Here is a 19,944-nt window from a genome sequence, read left to right as displayed (position 1 = left end):
GTGGTTACCGATGTATTGTTGAACACGAAATGTACAGCAAAGATCAACACGCCCTAGTTAAATATCATAAAAAATCCCGCTCACACTGAGCGGGATTTTTATTGGAATGCGTCTTAACGTTGGTTCTATTTCAGCGTGGTGTTTCGTTCAATGAACTTCACTGGCACCATCAACTTAACCAAGCTCGTGTCTTGCTCTTGAATTTGACTAACCACAATTTTCACAGACTCACGTGCAAGGCGTCTAAAATCTTGCTTGAAGGTAGTGAGTTGATAGTTCAACCACTGAGTCTGAGGGATATCATCAAAACCGACCACTTGCAGATCTTCTGGAATACGCAGGTTGAACTCTAAGCGCGCCACATCCATCACTGCCATTGCTAGGTTATCTGTCGCACAGAAAATCGCTTGAGGGTGTGTGGGTTCTGAAAATAGGGCACGAATAGTATCCAGTGAATCAAGGTAGTCATAATCAGCTTCAATAACACGAGCTTGTTTGCCCGTTAGGTCTTCGAATTCTGAGCAAAAGCCTGCCTCGCGTTCGCCGTTGGTGTAGGTCGGTACGTTACCTGTCAGGTAAACCGCTGATTTCGTTCCCACACTATGAAAGTGTTGAGCAGCAACTTGGCCTGCAGCGTAGTTGTCGCTCACCACATGGCTACTCTTAGTTCCTTCAACAACACGTGCGAACTGGACGATAGGAATGTCGAACTCTTCACACTCTTCATAAAGCGACTTGTTGAATGTCGCAGAAGCAGCAATCACGCCATCAACTCGGTATTGGAAGATATTAGGAATAGAGTGGTTGTCGTTTCCATCAACTTGCCAAGGAATTAATACCGCAGAGTAACCCTGTTTTTGTAGCTCAGTGGAGATAAGCTGTAGGGTTTTCATATGTATAGGGTAGTCAGCGTCAGGAAAAACTAGGCCAATCAATTTGGATTCATTTGTCGTCAGACTGCGGGCAAAGGCATTGGGACGATAATTTAACGATTTTGCTGCATCGAACACTTTCTGCTTGGTCTTTTCAGACACCGAACTGCCCGGTACAAATACGCGAGATACCGTTGATTGAGAAACGCCAGCCAGCTTAGCTACATCTTTAGAGGTGACGGTTGGCTTTGACGCCGTGGAGTGTTTTGGAGAGCTCATAGACCATACTTTTGAACCAAATTAACTGCGCACAGGATACCATAATTAGGTACGTACTCATAAAGCAATAACAAGGAGTGATATGAAAAATAAGGAATAATGACTATTTTGAATTTGATGTTGGGTATAACCCATTCTCTGTGTTGGTAAAAAAGTATGATTACAGAGATAGTGACTAAAAAGCTCTGCGTGAGAGCAGAGCTTTAGATTACAAGTTTACCCACAAAATGAGTGACATATTGCTAAGTCATTAGACTGTTAAGCCAAAAGCCATTAGAAGTAGTAACGAATACCAGCTGCGAATTGGTCATCGCTATTCTCGTAATGGTTACCAACCGACTTGTCGTTGCCATTATCAAATTGGTATTCCGTCCACACTAAGAACTTGTTCTTCTTAAAGTGGTACTCAAGGCCAGGGATAATTAGCTGACGCTCGTAGGCATTTGCGTTGTCGTCTGTGTCCGTTAAGTAGTTAACGTTAAAGGTTGGACGTAGACCATTTTCAAAGTGGTAGTAGGTGAAGAATTCAGCACCACGGTGGTCGTAGAATTCTGCTTTGCTGGTGGTTTCCCAGTTAGAACCTTGGCTGTAGGTGAAGCCAACAAACAGACCATTATTGGTGTAGTTCAAACCTAATAAACCAATACGTTGTGTGTCGCCATCTTTGATGTTTTGAACGCCAGCATCGACATCGTCAAATTCATTCTGATGGTAAGCCAAACCAATGGTTAGGCCGTCAGTGATGGTGTAAAGCGTTGAAGCGCCCATACCGTTTTTCAGTGTCGCGGTTAAACCATCCGCAAGGCCAACATCTTCACGAGTTGTCTGATAAGTGAAGCCGTATTTCCAGTTATCACTGATGTTGTTGCGGTAAGTGATAGAGTTTTCCGCGCGGCCTGTACCAGAAGCAATACCCCAGTCAGAAAGGTTGTAGTAACCAGAACCACGTGAACCAAAAACACGACCCATATCGGTAAACCAAGCCACATCGTAGAAGGTAGACCACTGCTTAGTACCTGCTGCGATTTTGCCGTATTTCTCGTGCTCTACGCCAGCGTATAGAAGTCGGTCGTAAATGTTATCGCCGTTAGCGCCCGAGTTATAACCCCATTCGGCATGGCCAAAGCCAGTCCAACCGTTATCTAAGCCCATTTGACCTTTAAGGCCGAAACGAGAACTACCACTGTTCCATTCGCCGTTATGGTCGCCGCCTTTGTCTTGGTAACGAACATCGAAACGGCCATCTAAAGTAAGGCTATCGCCCGCGTCATTGGTAAAAGTGTGTGCAGCAAAAGCTGAACCTGATGTAAGTGCCGTCAGGATCACTGCAGAAAGTATCGACTTGTTCATTGTTGTTCTCTTTATTCAGGCCGTAGAAAGCCACCGTGCTTTCAAGCCCGTTATTAGTATTGGTTTGGCAGGATGTACCCCATCCATGAGGCACTATTTGATTCAATTATTGGTGGAGCAATTATTGACTGGTGAAGCAATTGATTGGTGGAACATTGATTAGTTGTTGGAGCACTTACTAGGAGCGAGAAGGGTTTCCCAGTAAGCGTGGCAACCTAAATCAGATGTCTATTTAGGTTGCCACTATTTCGTTTCAATCTTTTGGATTAAAGCGTTTCGATTACAGCGTTGGGTTCATGATGGTTGAAGTGCGTTCGAACACGTCTAGACCTTGCTGTTGTAGCCAGTAAGGAAGGTCGATAAGCACCCAGTTCTCAGACAGTTTGTCACCGTCACGGTAGTAAACGTCAACCACTTGCATGTTTGCACGTACTTCACCACCAGTCATACCTAGGAAGCCACCTGTTGGTGTGTTTGATAGGTTTGGCCAACCGAAGAAACAAGAGAAGTTGCCTTCAGCGAAACGACAAACGTGACCATTGAACTTCTTATCTTTCAGGTTGTTACGGAAAGGAAGTTGGTGCTGTTGTTGGTAGCGAGGAATTGTGTAAGACGCGCCGATACCACATGGGCCGTACCAAATCATGTCTTTTGACCAGCTCTTCGCTAGTACTTCTGGTGGGCAACCCATCGCGCCGCTGTCGTTAAGAGCTGACAGGTCATCAACCATTTTGTTTACTAGAGCAAGTGTCGCAACACCTTCTTCTGGAGCCGCGTCTTCGAATAGCAGACCATCGTGGTTACGTGGGCCAGGGTAAACGAAGTGCTTACCTGTTGATGGTGGAAGTGGGTAGCAACCCGCTTGGTCCATCATGCCTAGAAGATCTAGGAACAGGCCTGTCTTTGTGATCTTGCCGTCAACAACACAGTTAAACTCTGCGTAGCGAACGTTCATGATTTTGCCAGTAGGGCGCATGCCTAGGTATTCAGCGTCGAACAGACCCATGAAGTGACCCATGCTCATTACCCAAATCTCATCTGGATTAACTTCGTTGTTACCACCGATGAAGATATCTTGACGACGCTGCATGCGTGTCATTGATTTCATCATTGGAGCCCAGAATACGTCAGCCGCAGCTTGAGCGCCTTCTTGCTCGCGGAATGGGTAAACACCGCGCCATAAGTAATCTTCAGACGTGTGTGCTTTCAAAACTTCAGCAACGTTTTCGTGAGTAGCGTTTTCCATTGCGTCAAAGTAGTCACGAACAATGCGTTTAGCTTCTTGATATTTAGACATAATTAATTCTCGTTTTGTTGTCGAGTCAACATTCGGAACAGGACTCGATTTGGATTTTGTTACCGGCTGACTTATCAGCCGGATTGATGTTTATTTCGTGTCTTTAGAGATTTCGACTAAAGGGGATTAAGCTTTTGCTGTTTCCGCTTTCTTGCTCTTGTCGAAAATGCCGCCTTTCAATGTTTCTGGTAGAGATAGCCACAGTAGACCTGCCAGAATCCATACGATTGGCGAGCCCCACATTGCTGTCGCAAGGTCGCTGCGCTCTTGGATGAATACCAACACCATTGGTGCCCACATGCCGATGATACGACCACCGTGGAACAGAGCTGCACCGAAGCTACGTAGGTGAGCCGGGAACAACTCAGAGAAGTAACCACCCCATACTGCAGAAGCAGACAGACCGAAGTTGTAGATAAGACCTAGGATAGCCAGCATGTTTAGGCTGCCGATCATCACGTCGCTTGGTGCAACGAAGAAGACTGAAGCCATAACACCCGCAAGAATGAAACCAAACGCGTTCACTTTACGGCCATATTTGTCGGCGATTGCACCCCACACCCAAGCACCGAATAGAGAACCGAATGCTGAGATAGAAAAGATGATGCCGATAGTTGAACCGTCAAATTGGCGAACTTCTTTCAGGTACGTTGTCACGAAGCCTGAGAAGAATTGGTAGCCATAGAAGTTAAGGCCAGCCAGTAGTAGACAAGTGATGGTTAGCTTGCGGTAAGGCGCGCTTAGCATTTCACCCCAAGAACCTTTCTTCGCTGGTTTATTCGATGCTTCAGCCGCGGCTTGATCTTCTTCACCGTAAGCGATCACTTTCTTGTCGCTAGGCAGGATGAAGATCATCAGTGCAGCAGCAACTAGAGGAGGAATACCACCCACCCACATTAGGCTCTGCCAAGGTGCATCGATGCTAGAAATGAACGCCGCGTATGCACCCATTGCCATTAGGGCAACCGAGAACATCGAAGAAGCGAATGCCGTTAACTTACCGCGAACGCTTGGTGTGAAGAGGCCGATCATCAGGCTTACTGCTACGGTGAAGTAGCCACCTAAAGAAATACCGATGATGAAACGCATTGCTGCCCACATCGCGTAGTCAGTAAACATCATGTTGATGATGGTTGCGCCACCGTTCAGTGCAGTGATGACAATAAGAGTCGATTTCTTACCAAAGTTTGATGCCACCCATGCACAGCTCAGAGCACCAATAAGTGCACCAACCGATTGCCATGTATAGAACTGAGCGGTATCCGCCAAGTTAATACCATCATACGCATCAACGATGTATGGGCGTACGTAGTCAATAATTACAAAGTTATAACAATAGAAAAAGTAGCCAACTAGAATTGCAAGATAAGCAGCTACCCTTTGAATCATAGGAACTTCGCTCATGTGTTTTTTAGTAGTCATGACCGATAAACCTTTATTTTTTATAGGGTGTTTTTAGTTTCGATTATTGTGTGGCGGTTATTGAATATCACCACACCATCTTCATTTCGGGAGAGATAATAGAATTTTTGTGGTTATTAGATCCGTGATCAAAGTCAATTTTAAAATGAGTGCGTACCCATTTTGTGTATTTTAGTGATCTTGATCTCATTAGATCGTTGTTTGCGACTTTTTGGGCATTTAGAGTGTTTAATCACCTATCTTAGTGACAATACTCACACTTATTGTGGGTTTTTGAGGGAAAATAGCTATTTTTGAGTACTATTGGCGGCGAATGAATTGCGAAATATAATAAACGGAATCTAAAAATGGTTACGTACTCAAGTTTTGTGGTTATTGATTTATATGTACTAACTACTCTATTTATCAGTTACTTAGTGAATAAGCGTTATAGCGTTGGTGGCGACTTCTCAACGGGCGGAAAGCAATTTGGTTGGTTTACGGCAGGTGTGTCGATTCTTGCAACCTACATCAGTGCGATGACGTTCGTGGGTATGCCGGGCTGGGTTTATAGCTCCGGCATGGAAGCGATGAGCGTACATTTGAATTACCCAATAGTGATCTTTTTCGCTGTGGTTTTCTTTGTCCCGGTGTTTTACAAACTCGGCCTGACTTCGATTTATGAATACCTAGAGCACCGCTTTGGCGTTGTTGCTCGCACGATTAATTCTATCGTGTTTATTGTGGTTCAGTGTATTTCGGCAGGGGTGATTTTATATGCAGTTGCACTGATCTTGGTGCAAGTACTGCCGGTAAGCATCTCCGAAGCGATCATCTACATCAGCTTATTTACCGCTTTGTATACTTATGCGGGGGGTATCTCAACCGTCATATGGACAGACATGTTGCAGTCGGCGGTGCTGATCATAGGCAGCATTGCGATCTTTGCTTTATTGCTGATGAAGATTGATGCAGGGGAGGTGTTGTCTCCTGAGCATCTGAATATCATCAACCTCGATTTTGACTTGGGTGTTGATACCACATTGTGGGCAGGCGTAGTGGCAGTGAGCTTCTTGCACCTTAGCGTATATGGCACTAACCAACTAATTATTCAAAGAACATTGGCGACCAAGAACGTTAAAACTGCACAAAAATCGATGTTGCTTTGTGGTTACGGCGCGTTCTTTATTTACCTATTTTTCTCTGTAATGGGCGTTCTTCTGAGTGTCTTTTATCAAGACCAAAGCTTTGAAAACAGCAACGAAGTGATTCTCGATTTTGTGTTTAACCATACCAACCCAATCGTTGTTGGTTTGGTGATTTCAGCACTCTCGGCAGCGGCAATGTCGACCTTGGATTCCACTTATAACTCAATGGCGACAGTGGCAACGTTCGATTTCTATAAGCGATTTTTCCGTAAGAAAGCCTCCGATGCACATTATGAATCAGTGGCAAGAAAGATGAGTTTGGTTGCCGCGGCGTCAGTTGTAGTGCCTGCTTTGATGGCGGTTTCTAATGAATCTGTGCTCAAAACTATTGCTAGTCTAACCTCCATTTTTGTCGGTATTCGCCTTGGCTCTTTCATCCTGGGTTTGTTCTTCAAACAAGCGAATGAGAAAGGGGTGATTGCAGGCAGTATTGGCAGCGTAGCTGTGGTGTTCATTGCTAAATACAGTGGCATATCTTGGCCTTGGTTTGCCTTGATTGGCACTGTGGTTTTCTTAGTGTTAGGTGTTGTCGTCAGTCGTTTCTGGGGAGAGGTGACCGAACAACAAAACGAATTTATTGCCAAGCAGAAGCATTTGTTCGCTAAGCCTACGGCGAGTCATTACGGCTTGTTGGTATTTGCTGTTGTGACGATTGCTGCTTGTACTGTTATCCCTGATTGGCTTTATGCCGCTCTTTCTTAATGAGTAAATTTTCTCAACTGGTTAATTTTTAACGGGTAAATCTATGCTGTCCATTTTTGATATCTATAAAATTGGTGTTGGCCCTTCAAGCTCACACACCAACGGCCCAATGATTGCGGGTTTCCATTTCACACAATTAATCGCCGATAGGATTGCAGAAGTCGTTCGTATCCAAGTTGATTTATATGGTTCGTTATCGTTAACCGGAATAGGGCATCACACTGACAGAGCAACCATCTTGGGTTTACTTGGCAATAAGCCAGACACCATTAAAATCACCAGCGCTAATGAAGCGATGCGCCTTGCTATCAACAGTGGTGAAATGCAGCTGAGTGGCAGTCACACCATTGGCTTTAACTACCAAACCGACATGCTATTTCATGAAGACAATCTGCCTTTGCATGAAAACGGCATGATGATTACCGCGTTTGACCAAAGCGGTAATGTGATTGTTGATGAAACCTATTACTCGATTGGTGGTGGCTTTATTGCGACAGCGGATGAACTGCAAAATGGCACGAAAACCCAATCAGTCGAAGTCACCTTCCCATTCAGCAGTGCGGATGAAATGCTCGCTCAGGCGGATCAAAACGGCATGAGTTTGGGTGGTATGATTCTACAAAATGAAGCGGCTTTCCAAAGCGCGGATGCTATATCAGAAAAGGCCGATCAAATCTGGCGAGTAATGACTCGTTGTATGGAACGCGGCTTTGAAACTGAAGGCATTCTTGATGGTGGCTTGAACGTCACTCGCCGTGCGCCTAATCTACTGAAAAAGCTCGAAGCGAATGCAGCCGTTGAAAACGATCCAATGGAAATCATGGATTGGATTAACTTGTTCGCCTTTGCGGTGAGTGAAGAAAATGCGGCTGGTGGCCAAGTCGTGACATCACCAACTAATGGTGCCGCGGGCGTGATTCCAGCCGTGTTGATGTATTACCATCGCTTCATTAAAGAGTTGGATACTAAGCAGTTAAAAGACTTCTTAGCCGTATCGGGCGCGATTGGTATTTTGTACAAAACCAACGCTTCTATTTCTGGTGCCGAAGTGGGCTGCCAAGGTGAAGTGGGCGTTTCGTCTTCTATGGCGGCGGCGGGTTTAACCGCTTTACGCGGTGGCAGTAATGAGCAGATTTGCATTGCGGCAGAAATTGCGATGGAACATTCATTGGGTATGACATGTGACCCGATTGGTGGCCTAGTACAAGTGCCTTGTATTGAACGAAATGCGATGGGCTCGATGAAAGCGATTAATGCTTCACGAATGGCACTCAAACGTAACAGCAAAAGCCTGATCTCATTGGATAAGGTTATCGCGACCATGTATCAAACGGGCAAAGACATGAACAAGAAATACCGAGAAACCTCACTCGGTGGCCTTGCCCTAATTCACCTTGCAGCGCCATGTGAGTAGCCATCAAACAGATTAATTAGGCTCAATATCAAAGCCCAGCATCGTTAGACTTTAAGACTCTAAGGTGGCTGGGCTTTTAAGTATCAATTTTTGTTGAAAGACGACTGCTTATCAACTGGGAGCAAGATTATTCTCCAAGAGGGAGCTTATAGCTGTTTTTCAACTCTTTAACCGAGATATTGGACTGAATCGCACTCACGCCTTTTACTCGTCTGATCGAGCTAATACGCTCAAAGTATTCTTCTAAATCTTTCGCTAGCACTTGAATCATATAGTCGGCGCCACCTGCAATACAGTGACACATAGGAATCCAATCGGTTACTTCGACAAACTCTTCAAACGGTTCCGTGTTTTCAACTTCATGGTTACCCAAGGTCACAAGAGTAAAACCAGCCACATGAAAACCAAGCTTTTTGCGGTTTAGCTTCGCGGCGTAACCATCGATGTAACCCGTATCTTCCATGCGCTTCCAACGGCGCCAGCATGGGGTTTCGCTGAGGTTCACTTTCTCTGCGAGCTTACTGTTGCTCATACGTCCGTCTTGTTGGATATGTTCTAAGATGGCGATATCTGTGTCATCTAACACTTCTTTGGTGGATTCTTTCTGTTTCATGGTTATTTTAGAAAAGTCTTGCTCAAATTTGGATTAATATTAGCCTATATAGCAATTTAATTCCTAGTCGAATCTGTAAACTCTCTCCGTATAAATACTTTACTTATTAGGAGTGAGAGGAAATGAGCTCTCAATTAATGCTGGCGTTCTTGCTATTTTCAACATCAATTGCAATTACCCCTGGGGCAGGCAATATCGCATTACTTGGGATTTCAAGTCGTTATGGATTTGCTGCGACTTTACCTTTTATCTCTGGAAACGCTGTTGGCATCATCATCGTACTGGCGGGTTCCAGTGTCGGTTTGGTGAGCCTATTTACCCTTTACCCAGAGCTATACAACATTTTGAAATACGCGGGTGCGGCTTATTTGCTGTTCATGGCATGGTCGATTGCGAATATGCAAATCGAAGAAAGCACCACCGACAATCGCTCGGGCTTTATGTCAGGCGTGTTGGTGCAGGTGTTGAACCCTAAAGGTTGGATTGCTTCATTAACTGTGTTTTCGCAGTTCATCACCCCGAATGCAGATTACTTGATTCAAGTGGTGACCATTATCGCGGGTATGGTGATCACGGGTGTACCGTGCATGTTGGTGTGGGCGTATTGCGGCACCATGCTTAAAAAGTTGCTGCAATCGCCAAAACAGATGATGTTTGTGAACCGTTGCTTGGGTGGAAGCTTAGCGATGGTGGTTGCCTTTATGCTTTATCAACCGGCATAAATCACAAAGAAAAAAACCACTCCTAAATCCATAGGAGTGGTGTCTAATTGTCGACTAAGTCGTTAACAGTAAAGAATTAAGTTAACAAATATTTAAGGAACTTGAGTTAAAAGCTTTTATGCCTAGAAGCTTTTAAGTTTAAAGATTAAGCGGTTTCAGCCTCTTTAACTGGAGCTGAATTACGGATTAGGTGGTCAAATGCACCTAAGCTTGCTTTCGCACCTTCACCCATCGCAATGATGATCTGTTTGTAAGGTACGGTCGTTACATCACCCGCCGCAAACACACCTTTCATTGATGTAGCGCCATGAGCGTTAATTTCAATTTCACCGCGTGGTGACAGCTCAACTTTTGAACCTTTCAACCATTCGCTGTTTGGCATCAGGCCGATTTGAACAAAGATACCCGCAAGTTCGATCTGTTTTAGTTCGTCGGTGTTGCGGTCTTTGTATTCCAGACCGGTTACACGGTTGCCATCACCAATCACTTGTGTGGTTTGAGCCATCTTGATGATTTCGATGTTTGGTGTTGCGTTCGCTTTGTCGATAAGCACTTGGTCTGCACGTAGTGTGTCTGCAAATTCAAGTACGGTTACGTGTTCAACAATGCCCGCTAAATCAATCGCCGCTTCGATACCTGAGTTACCACCACCGATAACCGCTGTTTTCTTACCTTTGAACAGGGGACCGTCACAGTGTGGGCAGTAAGCGACGCCTTTATTGCGGTACTCTTGCTCACCCGGAACATTCATTTCACGCCAGCGAGCACCGGTACTGGTGATGACGGTACGAGCTCGTAATGTTGCGCCGCTTTCTAGCTCGACGTGGATGTAGCCATCTTCTGTGTCTTCTGCCGCAATGATGTTCGCAGCGCGCTGCTCAGTCATTATCTCAACACCGTACTCTTTTACGTGCTCTTCTAAGCTAGCCACTAGCTTAGGACCTGTTGTCGCTTTCACTGAGATAAAGTTCTCAATCGCCATCGTATCCATCACTTGACCTCCGAATCGGTCAGCAACCACACCGGTACGAATGCCTTTACGTGCAGCATAAATTGCCGCTGAAGAACCTGCAGGGCCGCCACCGACAACCAATACATCAAAGGGTGCTTGTTGGTTTAGGTTGGCTGCTTTCTTTTCCGCTGCGCCTGAATCAACCTTGTTCAAGATCTCTGCCAGTGACATACGGCCTTGACCAAATAGCTCACCATTAACGAACACGCTTGGTACTGCCATGATGTCGCGAGACTTCACTTCGTCTTGGAATGCTGCGCCATCAATCATGGTTGTCTTAACTAGAGGGTTAATCGCCGACATCATGTTGAATGCCTGAACCACTTCTGGACAGTTTTGGCACGATAGTGAGATGAAAATCTCTACATTAAGCTCTTGATTAAGCTCTTTAATTTGTTCGATTACGTCAGCTTCAAGCTTGATAGGGTGACCACCACTATGAAGCAGTGCCAGTACCAATGATGTGAATTCGTGACCCATAGGTAAACCCGCGAAACCGATCGCAGTGCCTTTCTCTTGGTTCACGACCTGCATGATAGGGCGGCGAGTACTTGCGTTATCATCTCGAATTACTTCAATTTTGTCGGTGAGAGAGGCGATATCATTCGCCAGATCTTGAAGTTTGTTCGCGGTATCGCTGCTATCAAGGCTCAGCACTAACTGAACATTGGTTTTTAGGTTTTCTAGGTATGCTTTTAGCTGCTGCTTCATTGCTTGATCTAACATAATCGTGCCTGCTCTTAAATTCTGTGTCTTGGTATTGACCAATACCTTCTTGCTGAAAAAGGAAAATAAAAAGGGGGCGCAAGTCGGCAAATATTGTGTTGTTGATGGCTTGAAAGGGTGGCGCGCAACTGCCCTTTAGGAGGGAGGCCGAAGCGCGCCTGTAGAACCGTTTAACTGTTCTGCTTTATTTGTTCTTTCGTTTAGCTGGGCTTAGATTAAATCTTGCCTACTAGGTCTAGAGATGGCGCTAGAGTCTCTTCGCCTTCTTTCCATTTCGCAGGGCAAACTTCACCTGGGTGAGCGGCTACGTATTGTGCTGCTTTAACCTTGCGTAGTAGGTCTTCTGCGTCACGGCCGATGCCTTCAGCTGTGATTTCCATTGCTTGGATAACACCTTCAGGGTCGATTAGGAACGTTGCACGGTCTGCAAGGCCCTGACCTTCACGCATAACGTTGAAGTTGTTGGTGATGTTGCCTGTTTGGTCGCCGACCATGAAGTATTCGATAGTGCCGATTTTGTCAGACGTGTCGTGCCATGCTTTGTGAGAGAAGTGCGTGTCAGTTGATACTGAGTAAACTTCTACGCCACGAGATTGAAGCTCTGCGTATTTGTCTTGTAGGTTAACTAGCTCAGTTGGACATACAAATGTGAAGTCTGCTGGGTAGAAGAAGAATACAGCCCACTTGCCTTTAACGTCTTGCTCAGTGATTTCTACGAATTCGCCGTTTTTGAATGCTGTTGCGTTGAATGGTTTGATTTCTGTGTTGATCATGATTCGACTCTCTTTCTAATTTGTAGTGTTTAACGCTATCCCGCGTCGATGGAGCTATATTGCATTCGCACCGAAAATTAGTGAAATCGGACATTTCTATAGATTCAATAGGCAAATCCTATCTTCGTAAGAAGAGAGCTATCGACAAAAGCTATCGATAGAAGTTATCAAACTAGGGCTACGTTCTATTTGGGTAGCTATGCTCTTTAGGCTGTTCTCTATTTCGGCTTATCTCTATTCACGTAAGCCTCTATGTATCTACGTATCTATGTATCCATGTAGGCAAGTAGGCAAGGGGAGGCATGGCTTCTTTAAGCGAGCTAGGATTTGATGTTAAATCTTTAAATAACAAAAAATTATCATTAATATAATTTATGATAATTTCAGTTAATCCTCGCATCTCCATATACTCTCTCCATCGAAACGAAACACCGAAGCTAATCTTCGGAAAGCACAGAATTAAAAACGAATTTGGAGCAAGTTATGAAAATGAATCACGTAGGCATCATGGTTGGCGACATGGACAAAGCAGTCGAGTTTTACACTAAGGCTCTGGGTCTAAGAATCGTAATGAACAACACTAAGGTTATGGAAGAGCGCGAATCAGCAATCGGCCGTATGTGTATCGCAGTATTTGGCGAAGGCTTCAAAGGCTTCAACATTGCACACCTAGTAACTTCTGATGGTATCGGTGTTGAGTTGTTCGAAATGAAAGATCGTCAAGAGCGTCACGAAGTAGACTTCTCTCGCCTAGGCATCTTCCACTTCTGTCTACAGCTTCCAAAAGAGCAGTTTCATTCAGCGATTAAGCGCGTTGAAGAGTTTGGCGGTAAGGTTCGTATGGACATCATGCGTTACCACCCAGAAGACGAACTAAAACAAGCGCAAATGGTTTACCTAGAAGACCCGTTTGGCAACCTATTCGAATTCTACTCGCACACATACGAAGATACGTACGCGACTGATTACGAGTAATCGCGTTACCTGCCTGTCATAAGGTAGAAACCGAAACACCCCCTAAAGAGGATTGGTAGAGATACCAATCCTCTTTTTGTTTTGGGTTATGTATGACTGGAGGTGGACGCATTCTTAGAACCAAGCTCAATAGCTGAGATAATCCATAACTTGTATTAGCTGTATACGTATCTCATTGGTTGTTTGACTGTGCCAATAACCTAGTGCAAAAGACATTAGAGGGATGCCGAACATAATCAACAGCACTAAAACGAGAAGATACTTAGATGACAACTGCCAACCATTGCGTGTCTTTAGTCCAAGTGCCTGCTTATTCGGACAAGCAGCAACACAGCGTAAACAAGCTTGGCACTCATCTGTTCGAATCTGTTTAGCGGTATGAATAATAATATTAGAAGGACATGCACGAGTGCATTTGCTGCAATTCAAATTATCTTTTTCATTTAAACAGTGTTTAGTGTCTCGACGAATTTTAAATGGGCTGAATAGGCTTGTTATCCCGAGTAGTGCGCCATAAGGACAAAAGTAACGACAAAAAGCACGTTGTCGCCATGCTGACATCAATAGAATGATGGCTAAAACACCAAGAGTAATCATTCCTGGTTCAACGAATACCCAAGCGGTTTTTACATCAGCGATTTTATGATAATTGCCATTGAGATAATAAGTCAGGCTCGCGACAGGCATTCCGACTGAAATAAAGGTAAAGAAAGCTAACAATAAGTACTTCATCATGCGTAATGGCCAGTCGATCCAAGCCGGTGGTAAATACGCTTTCTTCACGAACTTTAAGCGTAATTTATACAGATACTCCCCTGCGAGACCTAACGGACAAATCCAACCACAAAATGCACGCTTACAAGCAATACCAGTCACTACCACAGTCACGAGCATGACTGCACCTGCCGGGTGAGTTTGATCCCAAAATCCAATAGAGAAGATAGCCTTAAGTTGAATAGCTGCAGCAATAGGTAAGAAAGCATCCGTAACATCCGGTCGCATGAAGCTCGGAGATATTTGATGAACAAGTAGCCATGTGTGAAGGGTGTACTGGATCGCCACTAAAAATAATGAAAGTGCCATCGCGTGTTGGCTGACTTGACGCAAAACATTTGTCTTAGATGAAGCCGTAATGATGGTCGGTTTAAAGTAAAAAACGGAAGAGATAACAACCATCGCTAATGACAGAGCAATGAGTAGAGGCCAGTAGGCTGCGCTTAATACAGCAATAATGATAATGCAGGAAGTTATTATGCTACCGAGCTTTTTACCGCTAGTGTAGAGAACACAAATGCTATAAATCAATGCAAGCATTAAGGTAAAGGATTCAATAAAAGTCATATAGCCACCGTTTCATTACAGAGTGGTACTATAAATCGCGTGGAAGAGTATGTCTGACGATTAATGAGCTAACTTATCTATCTTTGATATGAGTTAATTTTCATCAATATTTCGCCTAACCATTAAGGGTGATTTTTAACAACGTTAGCTGGGGTTATTAATAAAGTGAACAGAGATGATTAATCGCTAAACCGCATTTTTGAAATGCTCAGTAAGAAAATCCAAAAACACTCGAACCTTGAGGCTTCCTCTTGGTGAGAGATGCAATGAGCTGACGGCTCGTTTCGCTTCATCAAATTCGCCTGAAAATAACCTTACGATTTTAGTTCGGTAGGAGAGTGCCCAGTCCAATTTTTGAATGCTCGGCTGAATGCGCTCGAATCTGAGAAGCCAAGTTCGTGAGCGACATAAGTAATATTACCGTCGTTTTGGTTAAGTAGGGTCAGGCTTAGTTCAAGTCGATATTTATCAAACAAGCGACGGAAACTTACACTTTCTTGTTTAAGTTTACGGTTCAAGGTTCGAGGGCTTATGTGCAGGTTGCTTGCTACGCTATCTAGGTTTGTGTCTTTCACTGCAAGCACTTTAAACGTTTCGTTCACTTTGTAGATTAAGTTAGTTTTTAACGCCTTTTCCATCTGTTGGTCGGCAATTCGTACTAACTCTGCATGAAAATCAGGCTGGAATTGGCGAGGCTTCTTCTGTGCCAGATCGTTAGAGAAAAGGAGATATCGGGCAGGGTAGCCTTCTTTCATTTCTATATTGAATACGCGCTCGAAGATAGCCAAGAACTCATCGCCGATGGTGTTCTTGTTAATATGAATGGCTACTTTTTGCTTGGGCGCATTGAGGTATTTTCGAATGAGCTTGAGAATAATGCTGAAATAGAGCCCTAAGCTAATGTGTGTCATGAGCGTTGACTCATCAATGTATTCGGGTGTCACTGTCCAAAGTTCCAGTTCACCTTTATCGGTTTCACGACTGAATATCTTCAACAGTGGGTGTATATGAATTGAATATCGACTCAGTAGTTCACAAAAGCTGGAGAGATTGGGGGCGGTTAGCATGGCCATGACCGGAGCGCCCATTTCAAGTTCATCGAAGTAGCGGGCTGATTCATCAAACAAGTCGATCAGTTCATGATCAAAACGTTGGTAGATATTGGTGATACCAGTTTGAAGCTGATGAGCCGAAATCGTTTCGGCGGAGCAAAGTTGTTCATATACCTCTGCCCCTGACCAGATGTCACTGCTGTCTCCAATTCTAGCTTGGATCGCTGAATCTAAAGTTTTAAACCAAAATATGGGCAACTGAGTACTAAAACTTTCCACCATAACTTCCTGTTATTGCTGGTTGTTGAAGAGTGTTCTTCTCGTTAATGTGCCCCAAATTATAGGATTTTTTTACTGGTTACAAGCAGTGAAAAGCTCAGTTAGACCTTAGAACTTGTAATCAACACCTACTGAAACCACATATTGTGACGATTGGTAATATTCAATATTCGACGTGGTTGTTTTTGCACCTAATAGTGATACTAGAGACCAGTTTTTTGCATCAAAGATATTGGCATATTCATAGGCGATAAATGCACCGAAATCTTTGTCTTCACGCGTTTTATTGAAGATAGGGTTCTCTTTATCATAGTCGCGTTTTGCTGCGTTGATCGTGAAAGCAAGGCCATGATTTCCGAATCTTTTCGCTAAGTTCACCTCAGCTCCAACACTTAGGAACGATAACGCATTACCCTCAGAGTTCGACGAGAAAACATTGATTGAAGGCGTGAGAATGCCAGACCCATCTTTTAAGAAGTACTGGTAACCCGACTTTAAATAAAAATACTCTCGCTCTCGCGTCATTAATGCTCGCTCTTCGTCAGTTAAATTAAGTCCTTTTAATCCTGTGTTTTCTTTTTTCACATCGGACTCGCCAAAAGCCATATCGATATTAAAGTTAGTCCCCATCATTTTAGACAGCTGCATTCGAACCACGTTGCCGGTTAGGTCGGTTTCTTCTCTCTTCGAATCAACGGCATAAGGGTCATCCCACACCTCGCCAGAGATCAGCGTTGGTAAGATGGAAAAGTCGATAACCATCCCGCTCTCCAGTTGCTGTCTATAGCCCACTTCAAATGCCAACGTACCTGTAATGATGTCGTCTCTAGAGGTGCCTAAGAAAATTTGCTTGTGATTCAAAGCGCCAAAGGTGTACTGCATCGAACCTAAAATAGCGACCATTCCATTGGCTTCAGTCGCACCAGACGACATTAAATCGGTTTGAGATTGATGATTACTTTGGCCAACATCTAAGTTGCTTGAGTTTGCGGTGAAGCCGGTTAGGAAGGTCATGTTGCCACTGAAACCTTCGCTTGGTGCCAAAGCTGCGTATGAGTGAGAAGCAAGCAGCATAGTTGCCAAAAATAGGGAGATAATATGTTTCATCAATAGACTCGTACTTGAATAGTTTTTTATCGAACTGATTTCGAAATCGAATAGCTCTTGAAAATAAATAGCTCTTGAAAGTGAATTGCTTCTTAAAGTGCTATTGGGGCTTTTTTATTTGCCCAAGGCTTGGCGCTTTCTAGTTGATAGGCCAATTCAAATAAGAGGCGGTCGTTGCCTCTTGCTGCGGAAAAGTGACTGCCGACTGGAAGGTTCTGCTTGTTCCAATACAAGGGCACTGACATCGCAGGGTTACCAGCCACGTTTTCGATTGGCGTGTAAGACATTAATTTCTCAGAGCGCTTCCATATTTCTTTACCGGAGTGCGCTTTCTGGTCGAAATATTCAATATCCAAAGGAATATGGTTCGAACACGGAGTCAGCCATATATCGATGGTTTTAAAGAAATCTCGGTTGTGAGTCAGTGCGAAATTGTGGCATCGCGCTTTGGAGTCGATATACATATTAGGTTCGGCTTTTAAGCGTGCTTGCATCGTGCGAGCCAAATAAACGACGTTGTCACTCACCTTGTCTGGCATTGATTCAAGTGGCATGCCTAGGCGGTCGAACTGTTCAACAAAGCCTGCCATCTTGTTGCCAAATACCCCCATGTAATTGCGCATGAACACGTCGCCATCTTGTATCGGCTGGTCAACTTCTATAACGATATGTCCAAGGTTTTCGAGTAACGAGGCCGTAGCTCGAATAGCAGCGATCGTATCTTCATCGGGAAGTCTGCCGTGGATATCTTTTAGGGTGACACCAATCGTTATTTTTCGGTTGAGAGAAGCATTAACCATTCCTATCGGAGTTCGTGGAAAAGGCGTCTCAAAGTTGTTTTTTGTGTGATGCTCTGTGACTGAAACCGCTAAAGCAGCATCACGAACGGTTCTCGACATAAACGACTGATGGGTAAAATCTTCATTTGTTGAGCCGTCAGTTAGGCCCGAAATCAAAGACTCTCGACTTGGTTTAAAACCAAAGATTCCCGTCGCTGAAGCTGGCATCCGAGATGAACCACCACCATCTGTAGAATGAACTAAGGGTACATAGCCAGCAGCGATTGCAGCTGCACCTCCGCCAGTCGAAGAATGAACACCTCGGCTTAAATCCCATGGGTTGCGCGTCGCACCATAAAGTGGATTCTGTGTGCATCCCAACGTCATCATCTCAGGGATATTTGTCATGCCTATCGTGTTGAGCCCTGCATTCTGTGTCGCACGAATAAACCAAGAGGTCTTGTTGGGCTTTCTGCCTTGGTTTAGTTTCGACCCCATCGTGCATTCAAGCCCAGCCACATCGACACAGTCTTTTGCTAAAAAGGGGACACCTGCAAAGGGGGAATGAGGGTTAAACGAGTCCGCGCGTTCCAGTGCTAAGTCAAAGCACTCAGAAACCACGGCATTGACCTGATCGTTTGTCTGGCGAATTTTATATATCGCTTCTTGTACGAACTCTTTTGGCGTGGCTTTTTTGCTTCTGATTAGGCTAGCCATCTCTGTCGCATCCAGTGGCGAGTCAACGGTTCGGTAATCTGCTGGTAATGTTTTTGGCGAAGTAGGAGATGCATTCGCTAAAGCAGGTAGAGATATAGCCGCAGCTGAAACTGCGCCTTTTCCCATAACTTTGAAAAAATCTCTGCGCTTTAATTCATTGATAGTCATAGTTTCTATCCCAAGTTAGAAAGTCACTATCCTTGTTTCGAAATCTAGCTTGCTAGATCTATCTTCACTCCGTGTGCTGATTTATGGGACTAGAATAAAGATCGGAGTGTTTGCTTGCAGTGCAAATACCGCCAACATTCATACCATTCACGCCAACTCGTTTGTCGGGTTATGTATAGGCAGGCGTTATCGCTATTTAAACAAAGTCGTTGCGGGTGAATGGCGTGGAATGGTTGAAAAACAAGCAACTTTAAGACGTTGTTAAAGTTGACGTTTTAAGGATAAAACCTTTCATAGGCATGACGGAAGAAAGCGTTGTTTATGGAAATATTGCGGGCTCATATCGAATGGTAGCCTTGATTGAGCTGTGACTATACTCAGCACAATATTGCTAACCAACAACAACGAAAATAGAGAAACATGCAGAGATTAGCGTTCCCAAATCACATGAAAAAACTACATATCATCTTTACCGCTCTTATTCTTATGATATTAGCCGGATGCACCTCAACGTCGGCTGTCGGCAGTTCTAAAACAAAGGACTATGCCAAGTCACATGCTCTTGTGGGTAAAGCTTCTTGGTATGGCGATAAATTCCATGGAAAACTCACAGCAAGTGGTGAGACATACAACATGAATGCTTATACGGCAGCGCATAAAACTTTAGCCTTTGGCACTATAGTGAGAGTGACTAACACTGCCAATAATAAGTCTGTCGAAGTTAAAATTAACGATCGAGGCCCTTACGTAAAAGGCCGAGTGATCGACCTTTCTCACAAGGCATTTGCAAAAATCGGCAACGTTAATCAAGGCACTGTGCCTGTCAAAATCGAGATTGTTGATGACAGTAATACCTTTAGGTATAAACATTAATCACCTCTAAGTCTGAATTGTTTTGTGATACTCCAAGGGTTGGTAGAGGCACCAACCCTTCGTTTTAGGGCACCAACTTAGGTGCGACAAGAGCGTATTTTAAATAGAACGACGGAAAGGCACCGAGTGCCTCTGTGATAACTCAATCTCTACCCCTCTCCAGCCTCAGATAGTGATAGAATCCCCGCATCAGAATTACCGAGAAACTCTATGTTTATCCATCAAGTTATACCAATCCGGAAAATTAACTGATCAGCTCTATCCAATCTCTAGTACACATTTTT

Annotated in this window: 16 protein-coding genes; 5 read left to right on the top strand and 11 right to left on the bottom strand. The window is 44.2% G+C overall.

Features of this window, described 5'->3' with window-relative positions; genetic code table 11:
* Positions 1 to 125: 125 nt before the first annotated feature.
* The 4 genes from ED652_RS21360 to ED652_RS21345 form a co-directional block, all read right to left on the bottom strand.
* Positions 126 to 1,151 (bottom strand): LacI family DNA-binding transcriptional regulator, encoded by a 1,026-nt coding sequence (locus ED652_RS21360; protein WP_017105499.1) that lies wholly within the window; start codon positions 1,149 to 1,151, stop codon positions 126 to 128.
* A gap of 273 nt (positions 1,152 to 1,424) precedes the next feature.
* Positions 1,425 to 2,501, bottom strand: a complete 1,077-nt coding sequence (locus ED652_RS21355; protein WP_122056092.1) for a porin — start codon at positions 2,499 to 2,501, stop codon at positions 1,425 to 1,427.
* A gap of 280 nt (positions 2,502 to 2,781) precedes the next feature.
* On the bottom strand, positions 2,782 to 3,798 hold the full coding sequence (locus tag ED652_RS21350; RefSeq protein ID WP_016788980.1) for a nuclear transport factor 2 family protein: 1,017 nt from the start codon (positions 3,796 to 3,798) through the stop codon (positions 2,782 to 2,784).
* A gap of 126 nt (positions 3,799 to 3,924) precedes the next feature.
* Positions 3,925 to 5,220, bottom strand: a complete 1,296-nt coding sequence (locus ED652_RS21345; protein ID WP_017105501.1) for an MFS transporter — start codon at positions 5,218 to 5,220, stop codon at positions 3,925 to 3,927.
* Between the two features lie 347 nt (positions 5,221 to 5,567).
* On the opposite strand from ED652_RS21345, the gene ED652_RS21340 reads away from it, so the two are divergent.
* Together ED652_RS21340 and ED652_RS21335 are read left to right on the top strand one after the other, a co-directional pair.
* Positions 5,568 to 7,109, top strand: coding sequence for a sodium/solute symporter (locus ED652_RS21340; protein WP_122056091.1), 1,542 nt, complete (start codon positions 5,568 to 5,570; stop codon positions 7,107 to 7,109).
* 43 nt (positions 7,110 to 7,152) lie between these two features.
* Entirely contained in the window at positions 7,153 to 8,523 is a 1,371-nt protein-coding gene (locus tag ED652_RS21335) for an L-serine ammonia-lyase (RefSeq protein WP_102352558.1), read from the top strand.
* Positions 8,524 to 8,650: 127 nt separating this feature from the next.
* Here ED652_RS21335 and ED652_RS21330 read toward each other — a convergent pair whose 3' ends face one another.
* Positions 8,651 to 9,136: an Lrp/AsnC family transcriptional regulator gene (locus ED652_RS21330; RefSeq protein WP_102352559.1), complete on the bottom strand. Its 486-nt coding sequence runs from the start codon at positions 9,134 to 9,136 to the stop codon at positions 8,651 to 8,653.
* Positions 9,137 to 9,258: 122 nt separating this feature from the next.
* Here ED652_RS21330 and ED652_RS21325 point away from each other — a divergent pair, with 122 nt between their 5' ends.
* Positions 9,259 to 9,858: a LysE family translocator gene (locus tag ED652_RS21325; protein ID WP_016798109.1), complete on the top strand. Its 600-nt coding sequence runs from the start codon at positions 9,259 to 9,261 to the stop codon at positions 9,856 to 9,858.
* 145 nt (positions 9,859 to 10,003) lie between these two features.
* Here the strand turns inward: ED652_RS21325 and ahpF are convergent, their stop codons facing one another.
* On the bottom strand, positions 10,004 to 11,596 hold the full coding sequence (gene ahpF, locus ED652_RS21320) for an alkyl hydroperoxide reductase subunit F (protein ID WP_122056090.1): 1,593 nt from the start codon (positions 11,594 to 11,596) through the stop codon (positions 10,004 to 10,006).
* Positions 11,597 to 11,811: 215 nt separating this feature from the next.
* A complete protein-coding gene (ahpC, locus tag ED652_RS21315; protein WP_122056089.1) occupies positions 11,812 to 12,369 on the bottom strand; it encodes an alkyl hydroperoxide reductase subunit C in 558 nt (185 codons plus the stop codon).
* Between the two features lie 483 nt (positions 12,370 to 12,852).
* Between ahpC and ED652_RS21310 the strand changes: the two genes are divergently transcribed.
* Positions 12,853 to 13,344 (top strand): VOC family protein, encoded by a 492-nt coding sequence (locus tag ED652_RS21310; RefSeq protein ID WP_010439712.1) that lies wholly within the window; start codon positions 12,853 to 12,855, stop codon positions 13,342 to 13,344.
* Between the two features lie 126 nt (positions 13,345 to 13,470).
* Here ED652_RS21310 and ED652_RS21305 read toward each other — a convergent pair whose 3' ends face one another.
* The 4 genes from ED652_RS21305 to ED652_RS21290 form a co-directional block, all read right to left on the bottom strand.
* The gene (locus tag ED652_RS21305) at positions 13,471 to 14,685 is read right to left on the bottom strand and encodes a 4Fe-4S binding protein (RefSeq protein ID WP_122056088.1); all 1,215 of its coding nucleotides are present in this window, start codon (positions 14,683 to 14,685) and stop codon (positions 13,471 to 13,473) included.
* 314 nt (positions 14,686 to 14,999) lie between these two features.
* Entirely contained in the window at positions 15,000 to 16,019 is a 1,020-nt protein-coding gene (locus tag ED652_RS21300; protein WP_076671283.1) for an AraC family transcriptional regulator, read from the bottom strand.
* 105 nt (positions 16,020 to 16,124) lie between these two features.
* Complete coding sequence (locus ED652_RS21295) at positions 16,125 to 17,123, bottom strand: DUF2860 family protein (protein ID WP_122056087.1); 999 nt, start codon at positions 17,121 to 17,123, stop codon at positions 16,125 to 16,127.
* A gap of 92 nt (positions 17,124 to 17,215) precedes the next feature.
* Complete coding sequence (locus ED652_RS21290; protein ID WP_104210492.1) at positions 17,216 to 18,787, bottom strand: amidase; 1,572 nt, start codon at positions 18,785 to 18,787, stop codon at positions 17,216 to 17,218.
* A gap of 420 nt (positions 18,788 to 19,207) precedes the next feature.
* On the opposite strand from ED652_RS21290, the gene ED652_RS21285 reads away from it, so the two are divergent.
* Complete coding sequence (locus tag ED652_RS21285; RefSeq protein WP_122056086.1) at positions 19,208 to 19,660, top strand: septal ring lytic transglycosylase RlpA family protein; 453 nt, start codon at positions 19,208 to 19,210, stop codon at positions 19,658 to 19,660.
* Positions 19,661 to 19,944 lie beyond the last annotated feature (284 nt).

It is taken from the genome of Vibrio sp. Evd11, assembly GCF_900382755.1.
Classification (GTDB): Bacteria; Pseudomonadota; Gammaproteobacteria; order Enterobacterales; family Vibrionaceae; genus Vibrio; species Vibrio lentus.
This window is presented reverse-complemented; position numbering and strand designations above follow the sequence as displayed.